This window comes from Streptomyces sp. NPDC086835 (genome assembly GCF_044745705.1).
Classification (GTDB): Bacteria; Actinomycetota; Actinomycetes; order Streptomycetales; family Streptomycetaceae; genus Streptomyces.
Genome location: NZ_JBIVAU010000004.1, coordinates 74120 through 88085 on the forward strand (window position 1 = coordinate 74120; position 13966 = coordinate 88085).

The window sequence follows — 13966 nt, forward strand, 5'->3', positions numbered from 1 at the left end:
CACTTGCGAAGTGGGGTCCGTGTCCCGCCGCCGTGGTCCCGGCGGCCCGGCGTCACTTGTCGGGGCGGACGACACCGAGGATGGACATCGACCCGGCTCCGGCCACGGTCACGTTCCTGCCGGGCCGCGGCGCGTGGATGATCGCGCCGTCGCCGATGTACATCCCGACATGGCTGGCGTCCGAGTGGTAGATGATCAGGTCGCCGGGGCGCATGTCCTGGATGGGGATCCGGGGCAGCAGGCGCCACTGTTCCTGCGAGGTGCGGGGGATGGTGCGGCCGGCGGCGGCCCACGCCTCGGAGGTGAGCCCCGAGCAGTCGTAGGAGTCCGGTCCCTCGGCGCCCCACACGTACGGCTTGCCGAGCTGCTTCGTCGCGAACCGGAGTGCCTCGCGGCCCTGTTCACTCGCTGTGCCGCCCACGCCCTTCAGGGCGCCCGAGTCCAGCCAGGCGGCCTGCGCGTCGTACTGCGCCCGCTGTTCGAGCTGCAGGAGCGTCGCCAGCTCCTCCTTCTCGAGCTGGTCCTCGAGCTTCTTGGCGGCGGCGATCCGCTCCTTGATCTCCTTCTGCGCCTTCTCCTTCTTGGCCCGGTTGGCCTCGAGCTTCTCCCACTGGGCGCTGGCGTCCTTGGTGTAGTCGGCCAAGTCCGCCTGGGTGCGGGTCAGTTCCGTGATCAGGTCCTTGGTGGCCTTCTGGCCCTGCTGGATACGGCCGACGCCGTCGAGGAAGAGCTGGGGGTCGTCGACGAGCGCCAGTTGAGCCTCCGGGGGCAGCCCGCCCGCGCGGTACTGGGCGCGGGCGGCCGCGCCCGCGCGGTTCTTCAGCTCTTCGATCCTGGCCTGGCCCTTGGCCATCTCCTGCGCGAGCTTCACGATCTCGGCCGACTGCTTCTGCGTCTGCTCCTCCGCGAGGTTGTACGCGTCCGTCGCGGACGCGGCCTTGCGGTAGAGGGCGTCAATCTCCAGGCGGACTTCCTCGAGCGACCGGTTCGGCGCGGCGGGCGGGGGCGGCGGGAGCGCGCCGGGCCGGGTGACGGACGCCGGTGTCGTCGGGGCCGGCTCGGGGGCCGCGAAGGCCGTGCCGGGGGACGCCAGCAGCGTCAGAGCGCAGACCAGTGTGATCGCGGCAGTGGCACAGTGGCGTCGGTTCACGACTCCCCCTTCGGACGAACGCCTGGTATCCGGCTGCTTGCGGGGCAAACCGAATGTGATTAACCGTCAGTAACTTGGGCGTGACGACGTGATGGTGTCATGACGGACGCGAAAGTGACAGGGTCGACCGGCAGTTCGACGCGCAGATCACCCTCGCAGATCACCCACCCCTGGTCCCGCCCGCCGGTCCTCCCACTCCACTGACGAGCAAGGCCCCCCGTGCGTTCCCGTGTTCGGGTCGTTCACTCGATCGTGGTGCCGTTCATCCCGAATCGGGTGCGAGTGCCGCCCACTTCACGGTCACCTCTCCCTGTCGCCACCGTCTCCGGTCGTCCGTCAGCGGCCAGCTGTCCGCGAGGTCCGTCACGGCCTTGATCCAGCGCTGTCGGGCGCCCAGGGACGCGTACGGGGCCGCCGCCGCCCAGGCCCGGTCGAAGTCCCGGAGGAAGGCGTGCACCGGCTCGCCCGGCACATTGCGGTGGATGAGCGCCTTGGGGAGCCGCTCCGCGAGGTCGGAGGGGCGTTCGAGGGAGCCGAGCCGGGTCGCGAACGTCACCGTCCGGGGACCCTCAGGGCCGAGCGCCACCCATACGTGCCGCCGCCCGATCTCGTCGCAGGTGCCCTCCACCAGCAGGCCTCCGGGAGCCAGCCGGCCGCACAGCCGCGCCCACACGGCGGCCACCTGGGACTCGTCGTACTGGCGCAGCACATTGGCGGCCCTGATGAGCGCCGGCCGGTCCGCCGTCGGGACCTCGAAGCCGCCGTGGCGGAAGGCGAGCCCTGCCCGTTCGTACGGTTTCGCGGCACGGACCCGCGCCGGGTCGATCTCGACGCCGACGACCTCGCATCGCGGATCGGCGGTGCGCAGCCGCGCCAGCAGCTCCACCGCGGTCCACGGGGCCGCCCCGTACCCGAGGTCGACGGCCACGGGGGCCACGTCGGCGCGGCGCAGGGCGGGGCCGTGCGCATGCGCGATCCAGCGGTCCATGCGGCGCAGCCGATTGGGGTTGGTCGTCCCGCGGGTCGCGGTGCCGACGGGACGGTTCATGCAGAAGAGGGTATGCGGTCGGACCGGCGCACAACGGACGTGGTCGGCGGCCCCGGGCGCAAGGGGCGCGGCGGCCGAGGACGGTAATGATTCGGCAAAGTGGCCCCTGGTGGAAATGGAAGGGACCGCTCCGCTGTTGTCAGCGTGTGCGGGACCCGCTTGCCCCGCGACGCATTGCCGTGCCCGCAGCGAGAGGACCGTCGACGTGAGCCAGTACGTGTCCCGCCTCGGCAGCAGCCGGATGGCACCGCGTATCCGGTTCCCCGGCGGCAACCGCAAGCCCCGCCGGGTCGCCATGCTCAGTGTCCACACCTCCCCGCTGCACCAGCCGGGGACGGGCGACGCGGGCGGCATGAACGTCTACATCGTCGAGCTGGCCAAGCGTCTCGCCGCCATCAACGTCGAGGTCGAGATATTCACAAGGGCGTCGGCCGGCGGCCTGCCGCCGGCCGTGGAGCTGGCCCCCGGCGTCCTCGTGCGGCACGTCGACGCCGGTCCTTACGAGGGCCTGGCCAAGGAGGACCTGCCACCTCAGCTGTGCGCCTTCACCCATGGGGTGATGCAGGCGTGGGCGGCCCGCCGCCCCGGCCACTACGACCTCGTCCACTCGCACTACTGGCTCTCCGGCCACGTCGGCTGGCTGGCGGCGGAACGGTGGGGCGTCCCGCTCGTGCACGCCATGCACACCATGGCCAAGGTGAAGAACGCCGCCCTGGCCGAGGGCGACACCCCGGAGCCGGCCACCCGCGTGATCGGCGAGACGCAGATCGTGAACGCCGCCGACCGGCTGATCGCCAACACGGCGGGGGAGGCCGACGAGCTCGCCCGCTTCTACGACGCCGACCCCGCGAAGATCGCCGTCGTCCACCCGGGCGTGAACCTCGACCTCTTCCGCCCCGCGGACGGGCGGGCCGCCGCCCGGGCACGCCTCGGGCTGCCCCAGGACGCGTTCATCCCGCTGTTCGCGGGCCGGATACAGCCCCTCAAGGCCCCCGACATCCTGCTGCGCGCCGTCGCGACCCTGCTGGAACGCGACCCGTCCCTGCGGCGCCGTATCCACGTTCCCGTCGTCGGCGGCCCCAGCGGCAGCGGGCTCGCCAAGCCGGAGGGGCTCCAGAAGCTGGCCGCCAGGCTGGGCATCGCGGACGTCGTCCACTTCCGGCCGCCCGTCGGCCAGGAACAGCTCGCGGACTGGTTCCGTGCCGCCTCCGTACTGGTCATGCCCTCCTACAGCGAATCCTTCGGGCTCGTCGCCATAGAGGCGCAGGCCGCCGGCACGCCGGTGGTCGCCGCTTCCGTCGGCGGTCTCCCGGTCGCCGTCCGTGACGAGCGCACCGGCTTCCTGGTGCCGGGGCACGATCCCGCGCACTACGCGGACGTCCTGGCCGGCTTCGTACGTGACCCCTCCCGGACCGAGCGGATGGGAGAGGCGGCGGCCCGGCACGCGCAGTCGTTCGGCTGGGAGGCGTCGGCGTCGGCGACCGCGGACGTCTACCAGGCGGCCATGTACGAACACCGCCACCGTATGCGCGCCGCGCACCACTGACGGGTCACCCCTGATTCGTGCCCGCCGACGGGCGCGGCGCGGGCCGCGCGGCTGTGACGGCCGTCGCACGCGGGCCGTGTACCTCTGACGTACGCTCGCCCCATGGCTGACGTACAGCAGGCGACGCAGGTCATCGAGCAGGCCTTCAAGGACGCCGACCTCGAATGGGAGAACCCCGACACGGGCTCCTACGTCGTCAAACTCCCGGGCACGCGCAAGCTTTCCACGACGTGCTCGTTCCTCGTCGGCAAGCACTCGCTCTCGGTCAACGCCTTCGTCATCCGCCACCCCGACGAGAACGACGCGGCCGTCCACCGCTGGCTGCTGGAGCGCAACCTCAAGCTGTACGGGGTGAGTTACGCGATCGACCGGCTCGGCGACATCTACCTCGTGGGCAGACTCCCGTTGTCCGTGGTCACGCCCGAGGAGATCGACCGGCTGCTCGGCTCGATCCTGGAGGCGGCGGACGGCTCGTTCAACACGCTGCTGGAGCTGGGCTTCGCGAGCGCCATCCGTCGTGAGTACGAGTGGCGCGTGTCGCGTGGCGAATCGACGCGCAACCTGGACGCGTTCACGCACCTGACCCAGCGGCCCGCCGGCTGACGTCCTGACTCCTCTGTTGCCCGGTGCACGACCCTTTCGGTGCGCCGGGTCCTCGTGGCATGCTCACCGCCGACGTAAATATGAACGTCGTTCACATCCGTGGAAGGTGACGTCATGGGGACCGATCAACGAGCCATCAGCAGGCGCGCATTGCTCGCCGGTGCGACGGCCGTCGTGGCGACCGCCGCGACCGGCGGCCTCACGGCGGCTCCCGCGGCGGCGTGGCCGCGCACCACCCCTGAACTGTGGCGGGAGTTCCGCCGCGCGCCCTACACCCATCCGCAGATCCCCTACATCGGCAGTGCCGGCCGGGCCGCCGGGGCGCGTCACCTCCCGCGGCGTCCCGTCAGGGCGGACGTGCGCGACTACGGGGCCGAGGGGGACGGCTCCGTCGACTGCGCACCCGCGATCAACCGCGCCGTCGCCGCTGTCGGCGAACGCGGCGGCGGCACGGTCCTCGTCCCGCCGGGCACGTACCGCATCGACGACGTCATCCGCATCGGGCACAGCGGCGTCGTCCTGCGCGGCGCGGGGAGCGGCCGCACCACCCTCCTCGCCACCAGGAACCTCACCGAACTCATCGGCCCCTACGGCTCCCGCTACGGCGGGGACAAGTCCTCCTGGTCCTGGGCCGGCGGCCTCATCTGGCTCTGCCCGAAGGACCGTTACGCCTCCCTCACCGACGCCATCAGGGCCAGGGCATGGCCCTTCGAAGGGTGGACCGGCAACCGGCGCGACGAGTGGACCACCCTCGCCACCGTCGCCCCCGCCCGACGCGGCGACCGGTCCGTCACCGTCTCCGACACCTCGGGGCTGCGCCGCGGGCAGCTCGTCATGCTCCGCCTCGCCGACGACGCCGGCCACACCCTGCTCCGGCACATGGCCGGTGACGGAGAGGGGACGAAGACGTATGTCTGGGACGACAAGACCAAGTTGACGTCCTACGTCCCCTACGAGTGGCCCGTGCGCATCACGTCGGTCACACGTGACCGGGTCACCCTCGAGCGCCCGCTGCCCCTCGACGTACGCGCCGAATGGGACCCGCGCCTCACCACTCTCGTCACACCGCTCACCGGCTCCGGCGTGGAGGGCCTGACCCTCGCGGCGATCGAGACGCCGCAGTCCCCGCACCTGCTCGACAAGGGCTACAACGGCGTCACCTTCCAGTGCGCGTACGACTGCTGGGCCGACGACGTCACCGTGCGCCATGTCGACAACGGGTTCGGCCTTGTCGCGGCCTCGGCCTGCACGCTGCGGCGCACCCGCGTCGAGGGCCGCGGCTCGCACCACCCCTACTTCTGCCGTGAGGGCTCGCACGACAACCTCGTCGAGGACTTCACCGTCGCGCGCCGCACCGTCCCGGCACCCGCCGGGACCCAGCTCCACGGCATCAACGTCGAGGGCCTGTCCAGCTACAACGTCTGGTCGCGAGGCGTGATGGAGATGGGCACCTTCGACACCCACCGCGGCATGCCGTTCGGATGTGTCCGCACCGAGATCACGGTGGAGAACAACGGCCGCCACGGCGGCGACGCGAGCGCCGGCCCCCTGTACGGTGCCCGCTTCACCCACTGGAACGTCACGGTCACCAACGGCCGCGCCGGCCTGGTCCGGATCGACGGGATCGCCCCGTACAGCGCCACCGTCGCCATCAGCGAGGTCCGCGAGTTCGACCAGACCGACGTCCCGGACTTCACCGGGGCGCTCAACTCCCGCCTGGAGGCGTACGGAGCCCCAGGCGCGGTCCACCCCGCCAATCTCTACGAGGCGCAGCGCCGACTCGGCCGCTAACAGCGGCATGTACGTACATCACCATGGATGTGCGGACATGAACCATCAGGTCCAAACTCGGATCATGAGCACCGAACGAGCGCCCACCGGCCGGGACTCGGGCCGTCCGGTCACCCGTTCCGCCCGCGGCGCCCCGAACCAGACGCTGGCCCTTGCGGCGATGCTCTTCGCGGTGTCGATGACCTTCATCGACCAGACGATCGTGTCCATCGCCGCACCCAGCATCATCGGCGAGCTCGGACTCTCGTCCTCAGGGATGCAGTGGGTGGTCAACGCCTACCTGCTCGCGCTGGCGGCGTTCTTCGCGCTCGGCGGGCGGCTGGCCGACATCTTCGGACACCGCCGGATCATGCTGACCGGCACCCTGATGTTCGTCATCTCCTCCGTGCTGTGCGGATGTGTCCCCAAGGGCGACTTCGCCCAGACCTGGCTGATCATCTTCCGGGCCACCCAAGGGCTCGGCGCGGCCCTGATGTTCCCCGCGGCGCTGGCTGTGGTCATCGCGGTCTTCCCGGTGGAGCGGCGCGGGCGCGCGCTGGCCCTGTTCTTCGGGCTCTCCGGCGCGCTGACCGCCGTCGGCCCGCTCCTCGGCGGCTGGCTGACCGACTGGACCTGGCGGGCGATCTTCTGGGTCAACGTGCCGGTCGCCGTCGTCGCCCTGGTGCTCACGGCGCTGGCCCGTATCCCGGACACCTCCCGCCGTGAGCGTCTCGACATCCCGGGCGCCGTACTCGTGGCCGTCGGTATGGGGCTCGGCGTGCTGGGTCTCCAGCAGGCCTCCGCCTGGGGCTGGAGCAGCTTCCTGACCTGGCTGTGCATCATCGGCGGACTGGCGGTCCTCGCGCTGTTCTGCCGTTACGAGGTGGGCGTGGAGCATCCGCTCATCAAGCTCGAGGTGTTCCGCGACCGGGCGTTCACCGTCGACAACCTGGTGCTCTTCTTCGCGATGCTCGCCTTCGTCCCGGTGTTCTTCTTCGCCTCCGTCTACGCGCAGGTCTCGCTGAGCGCGTCACCGAACCAGGCGGCGCTGTTCCTGCTGTACTTCTTCATCGGCTTCGGCATCGCCTCGCAGTGGGGCGGCCGCATCCTGGACAAGCGGGGCGCGCGGCCCGCGATGAAGCTCGGTACGGCGCTGGGAGCGGCCGGGTTCGCGCTCTGGGCGCACAAGATGACGGACCTGTCCATGCACGACCAGTGGCCGTACGCGGCCCTCGCCGGCGCCGGTATCGGCTTCCTGCTGGCGCCGGCCTCGACGGACGCGGTCAACCGTTCCATCGGCGCCTCCTACGGCGAGGTCACCGGTATCACGCAGACCGTCCGCAACTTCTCGGCCGCGGTCGGCATGGCCGTCTTCAGCACCGTGCTCACCCATGTCACCACCGACCGCGTCGTGGACACCCTCACCTCGAAGGGCGTTCCGGACACCGCGGCACGGGGGGCGGGCCGTGACATCGCGGAGGCGGTGACCGGGCACGCGGACGACCGGGCGCCGTCGGGTGCCGGCGAGGGGGCGCGGATCATGCGTGACTCGATGGACGCGATCCGGATGGACTTCGCGGAGGCCAACCAGTGGGTCTTCTACGGGATGGCCATGGCGCTCGCCCTTGCCTTCCTCTGCGCGCTCCGTCACCCGGGGACCCGCGTGACGGCGGAGCCTGCGCCGGATGGCCGGGCCGACACCTAGACGCCGGCGATCGCGGGCGTGCCGGCCCGGTCAGCCCCCGACCGGGGTCGCGCCCTGCTCGGTCTCCTTGTCGTTCGCGGCCGTCACGTCTGCCGCCTTCGCGACCTCCACGGCCTTGGGCACCGAAGGCTCCGCCGGACCGCCCGTCTCCACCGGACCGCCCGTCTCCGCCAGCGCCCTTCGCAGCAGCAGCGAGTAACCCACCGCCGCCACCGCGCCGACCACCGCGCAGCCCATCCATAGGACGTCCGGGCCGGGGCCGTCCACGACCCAGCCCGCCAGGATCGGGGCGACGAAACCGGCGACGGCCCAGGACATGCCCATCACACCCTGGTAGCGGCCCCGGGCGTGCTCGGGGGACAGCCGGGCGGTGGCGGCGGCGTTCGTCGGGACGTGCACCATCTCGCCGAGCGTCCACACCACCACGGTCGCCGCGAAGACCAGCGGGGTGCCTGCCAGGGCCGTCGCACCGGTGCCGACGGCGAAGAGCAGCGAGGAGACGGTGAGCAGCGCGGCCGGCGAGCGTTTGTCCGTGATCTTGTTGACGAGCAGTTGCAGGGCGACGATCACCACACCGTTGACGGCGATGACCATGCCGTACGAATCGGCCGACAGTCCCTCACCGGCCATGGTCAGCGGCAGGCCCACCCACGGGGCGGTGAAGATCAGGCAGACCAGCAGGTTCAGCAGGACCAGGGTGCGGAACGGGGCGTCCTTCATCACGTCGAGGACGGTCACCCGCTGCTCCTCGACCCTCTCGCCGGCGCTGTCGACCCGGGCCTCGGGCCGGGTCTCGCCCAGCCGCATGAAGACGATCACCGCGCACAGGGCCGTCGCCACGGCGTCCGCCACGAACAGGGTCCGGTAGCCGAGGAAGATCGCGGCACCGCCGCCGAGCGCGGCGACGGCGAAGCCCAGGTTGAGGGCCCAGTAGTTGAGCGCGTAGGCCCGGCGCAGTTCGGACTCCGGGACCATGTCCGCGATCATCGCGCTGATCGCCGGCCGCACGGCCTGCATCGCCACGCCCATGAGGAGCACCACGACCGCGATGCCCCAGGCGCTGCTGACCACGGCGAGGGCGGCGGCGCACGAACCCCCGGCCAGGTGCATCGAGATCATGGTGGGACGCCGGCCCCACCGGTCCGTGAGCATCCCGCCCAGCGGCGACCCCGCCACGCCGCCGAGCCCGTGCAGTGCGATGACGAGACCGGCGTACCAGGCGGAGTAGCCCAGTTCCTGCGTGAGGTAGAGCGACAGGAACGTGAGCACGAACGCGCCGGTCCGGTTCACCAGCGTGGAGGTCCACAGCCACCAGAAGCCGGGGGGCAGGCCCGAGACGGTCGTGCGCGCTGCGCGTCCGAGCGAAGCGATGGACATACGGGAGCCCCCCACGGCTGTAATGGTCTTTTGATGCAGCCGCAACTTACTTAGCGGGAGGCGCCGGCCGCCACTCAATTGACGGCGATCGTCAACGGTCCGCTCCTCGGGCAGCCGCGCGGCGCCGGCGGCGCGTCGATTAGGCTCGGGCGCATGGCCGACGCACCGTACAAGCTGATCCTCCTCCGCCACGGCGAGAGCGAATGGAACGCGAAGAACCTGTTCACCGGCTGGGTGGACGTCAACCTCACGGAGAAGGGCGAGAAGGAGGCAGTCCGCGGCGGTGAGCTGCTCAAGGACGCCGGTCTGCTCCCCGACGTGCTCCACACCTCGCTCCAGAAGCGCGCCATCCGCACGGCGCAGCTCGCCCTGGAGTCCGCCGACCGCCACTGGATCCCGGTCCACCGGACCTGGCGGCTGAACGAGCGCCACTACGGCGCCCTTCAGGGCAAGGACAAGGCACAGACGCTGGCCGAGTTCGGCGAGGAGCAGTTCATGCTCTGGCGCCGCTCGTACGACACGCCTCCGCCGGTCCTCGCCGACGACAACGAGTTCTCGCAGGCGAACGACGCCCGCTACCAGACCATCCCGAGCGAGCTGCGTCCCCGCACCGAGTGCCTCAAGGACGTCGTCGAGCGCATGCTGCCGTACTGGTACGACGGCATCGTCCCCGACCTGCTCGCCGGCCGCACGGTCCTGATCGCCGCCCACGGCAACAGCCTGCGCGCGCTGGTCAAGCACCTGGACGGCATCTCCGACGCGGACATCGCCGGCCTGAACATCCCCACCGGCATCCCCCTCGTCTACGAGCTCGACGCCGACTTCAACCCGGTCAACCCGGGCGGCACCTACCTCGACCCGGACGCGGCGGCGGCCGCGATCGAGGCGGTCAAGAACCAGGGCAAGAAGAAGTAGCCCGCTGCACGATCAGGCCCCCTGCCCGCGGATTCCCGCGAGCAGGGGGCTCGTTCATGTGCCGGGCGGTCTGCGAGCCGCCACGCACTCCTCGTCCGGCTCCGTGCCGGACGGGCCGCGCGATGGTGCCCGCTCCCTCGCCCCGCGCGCCTGATCCCGATCGGCGTGCTGGACTGGAGTGAAAGGAGGTGCGTCGTGTCCGGTCGTGTCGGCAGACCCCGCAACATCTTTCTCGTGTGGCTGATCTGGCCGCTGATCACGTTGGGTGTCTACCACTTCGTCTGGTACTACAAGGTCAACCGCGAGGCCCGTGACTTCGACCGCCGGATCGAGGTCAACCCGGCGTACGCGGTTCTGGCGGTGCTCGTCGGCTGGCTGGTGATCGTTCCGCCCTTCGTGTCGGTCTACAACACCGGTCAGCGCATCGCCGACATGCAGAAGGCGGCCGGGATGCGGCCCAGTTGCAATCCCTGGATCGGGTTGATCCTCATGATCGTCGCCGGCCTGCACGCGCTCTACTACCAGCACGAGCTGAACCAGATCTGGACCCACTACCGGAACCCGGCGGAGGGCGAGCAGGTCCCCCTCGCGGCCTGACATCCCACGGGACCGGAAGACCGTCGAGCGTGATGCGTGATCCATCGCGGGGACGACGCCGCACGACGAGGGCCCCGTCCGCGACCGGACGGGGCCCTCGTCGTGCGTGTGCGCGTCAGCCGCAGCAGCCGCCGCACTGGCAGGGGGCGCCGGACTGGCAGCCGCAGCCGCAGCCGGAGCCACAGCCGCAGGCGCCGAGGACGGGCAGGTGGACCGCTTCGCGCGGGGTTTCCTGCCGGGGGTCGGTGGTGGGGGATTCGGCCATGGGTCCCTCCTCAGAGGCGTACGGGAATGCCGCCACGCCCATTGCAGTCCCGCCGGGCCGGGCGCATCAACGGCGCATGCGCGCAAGCGCCCCCCGTGCGCCCCATCGGCGCCGTTATGCGCCCTCCACCGTCGTCTGCTGCTGGATCTCGTCGGCGTGCTCACCCGTCACCAGGTACACCACGCGCTTGGCCACCGACACCGCGTGGTCCGCGAACCGCTCGTAGTAGCGGCCGAGCAGCGTCACGTCGACCGCCGTCTCGATGCCGTGCTTCCAGCGGTCGTCCATCAGGTGCTGGAAGAGCGTGCGGTGCAGCAGGTCCATCTCGTCGTCGTCCTGCTCCAGCTGGAGCGCCAGGTCGACGTCCTTGGTGATGATGACCTCCGCCGCCTTCGCCATCAGGCGCTGGGCCAGCTGTCCCATCTGCAGGATCGTGGCGTGCAGGTCGTTCGGCACGGCACGGTTCGGGAAGCGCAGCCGGGCCAGCTTGGCCACGTGCTGGGCCAGGTCGCCGGAGCGCTCCAGGTCGGCGCTCATCCGCAGTGAGGTGACCACGATCCGCAGATCCGTGGCGACCGGCTGCTGCCGCGCCAGCAGGGCGATCGCCCGTGCCTCCAGGTCGTGCTGCAGATCGTCGACCTTCTGGTCGCCGGCGATCACGTTCTCTGCGAGCTTGAGATCGGCGTCGAGCATGGCCGTGGTGGCGCGCCCGATCGCCGACCCGACCAGCCGGGCCATTTCGACCAGGCCCTCGCCGATCGAGTCCAGTTCCTCGTGGTACGCGTCCCGCATGGTGTCCCTCTCTTGATACGACCGGGGTCCGGGTGGGGCTCGAACCCCCACGCTCCCACGTTCCGATGGGCAGGAGTCCGCCGGCTCCATCCCAAATGAACCAGCACTATCCCCTTGGTGAACTCTGAGCGACGACTGTTCGAGGTGCCACCCGTTTGGCTGGGAGAGTGCCCCGCGACCCGCATAACCTGAATGCATGGACGTGAACGCGGCGGTTGCCGCAGCAGCAGCGATCGCCGGTCTCTGCACCGGTGTCATCGCGGTGCTGGCGTTCCGCTGGAGCGAGCGCGAACAGAAGCGGCCCACCCGGACGTCGCTCCACACCGATGCCGTGCTCCCGCCCGGCGTCGACACGGTCCTGTCGGTGCTCCGCAGTTCCGCGGTCGTCCTCGACGAGTCCGACTCCGTCGTCAAGGCCAGCTCCGCGGCGTACGCCCTCGGCCTGGTCCGCGGCGGCAAGCTCGCCGTGGAACCGATGCTGCACATGGCCCGCGACACCCGGCGGGACGGGGAGATACGGCAGGTCGAGCTGGACCTGCCCCGCCGCGGCACCGGTCGCGGCGAGGCGCTGGCCGTCTCCGCCCGCGTCGCGCCGCTGGGCTCGCGGCTCGTCCTGCTGCTCGTCGAGGACCTCACGGAGGCCCGCCGCATAGAGGCCGTACGGCGCGACTTCGTTGCCAACGTCAGCCATGAGCTCAAGACCCCTGTCGGGGCGCTCTCCCTGCTCTCAGAGGCTGTCATGGACGCCTCCGACGACCCCGAGGCCGTCACCCGCTTCGCCGGGCGGATGCAGATCGAGGCGACCCGGCTCACCAACCTCGTGCAGGAACTCATCGACCTCTCCCGGGTGCAGAACGACGACCCGCTGGAGGATTCCGAGCCCGTACGGGTCGAGGAACTGGTCGCCGAGGCCATCGACCGCTCCCGGCAGACCGCGTCGGCCAAGCAGATCACCATGGCCGCGGGAGCCGCCGCCGACCTGCGGATCTGGGGGAACCGTGGCAAGCTCGCAGCCGCGCTCGGCAATCTCGTCGAGAACGCCGTCAACTACTCCCCGGCCCGTACCCGCGTCGGTATCTCCGCCCGCCGTGTCTCGGCGCCCGGCGGGGACCTGATCGAGATCGCCGTGACCGATCAGGGCATCGGCATCTCCGAGAAGGACCGCGAGCGGATCTTCGAGCGGTTCTACCGGGTCGACCCCGCCCGTTCCCGAGCCACCGGGGGCACCGGCCTGGGGCTGGCCATCGTCAAGCACGTGGCCGCCTCGCACGGCGGTGAGGTCACGGTCTGGAGCTCCGAGGGACAGGGCTCCACCTTCACGCTGCGGCTGCCGGAGGCAGGCGCGGCGAAAGAACGCGCAACCAGCGGCCAGGATCGCGTCGAAGAGGACGACGACCGGCCTTACGACACCGATCCGAACACCGAAATTCCTGCCCCGGAGGTCCTTCCGTGACCCGAGTGCTCGTCGTCGAGGATGAGGAATCCTTCAGCGACGCCCTGTCCTACATGCTCCGCAAGGAGGGCTTCGAGGTCGCTGTGGCGACCACGGGACCCGACGGACTCGACGAGTTCGAACGCAACGGAGCCGACCTGGTGCTCCTCGACCTGATGCTGCCCGGACTGCCCGGCACCGAGGTGTGCCGCCAGCTGCGGGGCCGCTCGAACGTGCCCGTGATCATGGTGACCGCCAAGGACAGCGAGATCGACAAGGTCGTCGGGCTGGAGATAGGAGCCGACGACTACGTCACCAAGCCCTTCTCCTCCCGGGAACTGGTCGCCCGCATCCGCGCGGTGCTCCGCCGCCGCGGTGAGCCGGAGGAGGTCACGCCGGCCGCCCTGGAGGCCGGGCCGGTGCGCATGGACGTGGACCGTCACGTCGTGACCGTCTCGGGCGGCAAGGTGGACCTGCCGCTCAAGGAGTTCGACCTTCTCGAGATGCTGCTGCGCAACGCGGGCCGCGTGCTGACCCGTATGCAGCTGATCGACCGGGTGTGGGGCGCGGACTACGTGGGTGACACCAAGACCCTCGACGTCCATGTGAAGCGGCTGCGCGCCAAGATCGAGCCGGACCCGGGCGCGCCGCGCTATCTGGTGACGGTCCGCGGCCTGGGCTACAAGTTCGAGCCGTAGGAGTCCGGCGGACCGAGGGTCCGCCGGACCCATGGCGAAGGGGCGCCCGCCGGAATCCGGCGGGCGCC

13 protein-coding genes are annotated in these 13966 nt (G+C 70.8%); 8 read left to right on the top strand and 5 right to left on the bottom strand.

What is annotated here, in order from left to right:
- Window positions 1-52: 52 nt before the first annotated feature.
- Together ACIPJI_RS15495 and ACIPJI_RS15500 are read right to left on the bottom strand one after the other, a co-directional pair.
- The gene (locus ACIPJI_RS15495; RefSeq protein ID WP_402246703.1) at window positions 53-1150 is read right to left on the bottom strand and encodes an NlpC/P60 family protein; all 1098 of its coding nucleotides are present in this window, start codon (window positions 1148-1150) and stop codon (window positions 53-55) included.
- A gap of 262 nt (window positions 1151-1412) precedes the next feature.
- The gene (locus ACIPJI_RS15500; RefSeq protein WP_356618902.1) at window positions 1413-2198 is read right to left on the bottom strand and encodes a class I SAM-dependent methyltransferase; all 786 of its coding nucleotides are present in this window, start codon (window positions 2196-2198) and stop codon (window positions 1413-1415) included.
- A gap of 205 nt (window positions 2199-2403) precedes the next feature.
- On the opposite strand from ACIPJI_RS15500, the gene mshA reads away from it, so the two are divergent.
- The 4 genes from mshA (at window position 2404) to ACIPJI_RS15520 (ending at window position 7822) form a co-directional block, all read left to right on the top strand.
- A complete protein-coding gene (gene mshA, locus ACIPJI_RS15505; RefSeq protein ID WP_402246705.1) occupies window positions 2404-3744 on the top strand; it encodes a D-inositol-3-phosphate glycosyltransferase in 1341 nt (446 codons plus the stop codon).
- A gap of 102 nt (window positions 3745-3846) precedes the next feature.
- Entirely contained in the window at window positions 3847-4347 is a 501-nt protein-coding gene (locus tag ACIPJI_RS15510) for a YbjN domain-containing protein (RefSeq protein WP_356618898.1), read from the top strand.
- A 114-nt stretch (window positions 4348-4461) separates the two neighbouring features.
- Window positions 4462-6138: a glycoside hydrolase family 55 protein gene (locus ACIPJI_RS15515; RefSeq protein WP_402246707.1), complete on the top strand. Its 1677-nt coding sequence runs from the start codon at window positions 4462-4464 to the stop codon at window positions 6136-6138.
- Window positions 6139-6298: 160 nt separating this feature from the next.
- Window positions 6299-7822: an MFS transporter gene (locus ACIPJI_RS15520; protein WP_402247159.1), complete on the top strand. Its 1524-nt coding sequence runs from the start codon at window positions 6299-6301 to the stop codon at window positions 7820-7822.
- Window positions 7823-7852: 30 nt separating this feature from the next.
- Here ACIPJI_RS15520 and ACIPJI_RS15525 read toward each other — a convergent pair whose 3' ends face one another.
- Entirely contained in the window at window positions 7853-9199 is a 1347-nt protein-coding gene (locus ACIPJI_RS15525; protein WP_356618894.1) for an MFS transporter, read from the bottom strand.
- A 153-nt stretch (window positions 9200-9352) separates the two neighbouring features.
- Here ACIPJI_RS15525 and ACIPJI_RS15530 point away from each other — a divergent pair, with 153 nt between their 5' ends.
- Window positions 9353-10114 (top strand): phosphoglyceromutase, encoded by a 762-nt coding sequence (locus tag ACIPJI_RS15530; RefSeq protein ID WP_005315620.1) that lies wholly within the window; start codon window positions 9353-9355, stop codon window positions 10112-10114.
- Window positions 10115-10309: 195 nt separating this feature from the next.
- Window positions 10310-10711 carry a DUF4234 domain-containing protein gene (locus tag ACIPJI_RS15535; RefSeq protein ID WP_356618892.1) on the top strand — a complete coding sequence of 134 codons (402 nt, stop codon included), beginning with the start codon at window positions 10310-10312 and terminating at the stop codon, window positions 10709-10711.
- Between the two features lie 115 nt (window positions 10712-10826).
- Here the strand turns inward: ACIPJI_RS15535 and ACIPJI_RS15540 are convergent, their stop codons facing one another.
- Complete coding sequence (locus ACIPJI_RS15540; protein ID WP_307707130.1) at window positions 10827-10976, bottom strand: hypothetical protein; 150 nt, start codon at window positions 10974-10976, stop codon at window positions 10827-10829.
- A gap of 114 nt (window positions 10977-11090) precedes the next feature.
- Window positions 11091-11768, bottom strand: a complete 678-nt coding sequence (phoU, locus tag ACIPJI_RS15545) for a phosphate signaling complex protein PhoU (RefSeq protein ID WP_159690440.1) — start codon at window positions 11766-11768, stop codon at window positions 11091-11093.
- Window positions 11769-11964: 196 nt separating this feature from the next.
- Here phoU and ACIPJI_RS15550 point away from each other — a divergent pair, with 196 nt between their 5' ends.
- Both ACIPJI_RS15550 and ACIPJI_RS15555 read left to right on the top strand, forming a co-directional pair.
- Window positions 11965-13221, top strand: a complete 1257-nt coding sequence (locus tag ACIPJI_RS15550) for a cell wall metabolism sensor histidine kinase WalK (RefSeq protein ID WP_159690443.1) — start codon at window positions 11965-11967, stop codon at window positions 13219-13221.
- The gene (locus tag ACIPJI_RS15555; protein WP_053557145.1) at window positions 13218-13898 is read left to right on the top strand and encodes a response regulator transcription factor; all 681 of its coding nucleotides are present in this window, start codon (window positions 13218-13220) and stop codon (window positions 13896-13898) included. Before ACIPJI_RS15550 ends, ACIPJI_RS15555 begins: the two co-directional genes overlap by 4 nt.
- Window positions 13899-13966: the final 68 nt, after the last annotated feature.

Excerpts from the sequence above, each read along its gene's own strand:
- ACIPJI_RS15500 (WP_356618902.1), bottom strand. The coding sequence starts at position 2,198 with ATGAACCGTCCCGTCGGCACCGCGACCCGCGGGACGACCAACCCCAAT.
- ACIPJI_RS15510 (WP_356618898.1), top strand. The coding sequence starts at position 3,847 with ATGGCTGACGTACAGCAGGCGACGCAGGTCATCGAGCAGGCCTTCAAG.
- ACIPJI_RS15515 (WP_402246707.1), top strand. The coding sequence starts at position 4,462 with ATGGGGACCGATCAACGAGCCATCAGCAGGCGCGCATTGCTCGCCGGT.
- ACIPJI_RS15520 (WP_402247159.1), top strand. The coding sequence starts at position 6,299 with ATGCTCTTCGCGGTGTCGATGACCTTCATCGACCAGACGATCGTGTCC.
- ACIPJI_RS15525 (WP_356618894.1), bottom strand. The coding sequence starts at position 9,199 with ATGTCCATCGCTTCGCTCGGACGCGCAGCGCGCACGACCGTCTCGGGC.
- ACIPJI_RS15530 (WP_005315620.1), top strand. The coding sequence starts at position 9,353 with ATGGCCGACGCACCGTACAAGCTGATCCTCCTCCGCCACGGCGAGAGC.
- ACIPJI_RS15540 (WP_307707130.1), bottom strand. The coding sequence starts at position 10,976 with ATGGCCGAATCCCCCACCACCGACCCCCGGCAGGAAACCCCGCGCGAA.
- phoU (WP_159690440.1), bottom strand. The coding sequence starts at position 11,768 with ATGCGGGACGCGTACCACGAGGAACTGGACTCGATCGGCGAGGGCCTG.
- ACIPJI_RS15550 (WP_159690443.1), top strand. The coding sequence starts at position 11,965 with ATGGACGTGAACGCGGCGGTTGCCGCAGCAGCAGCGATCGCCGGTCTC.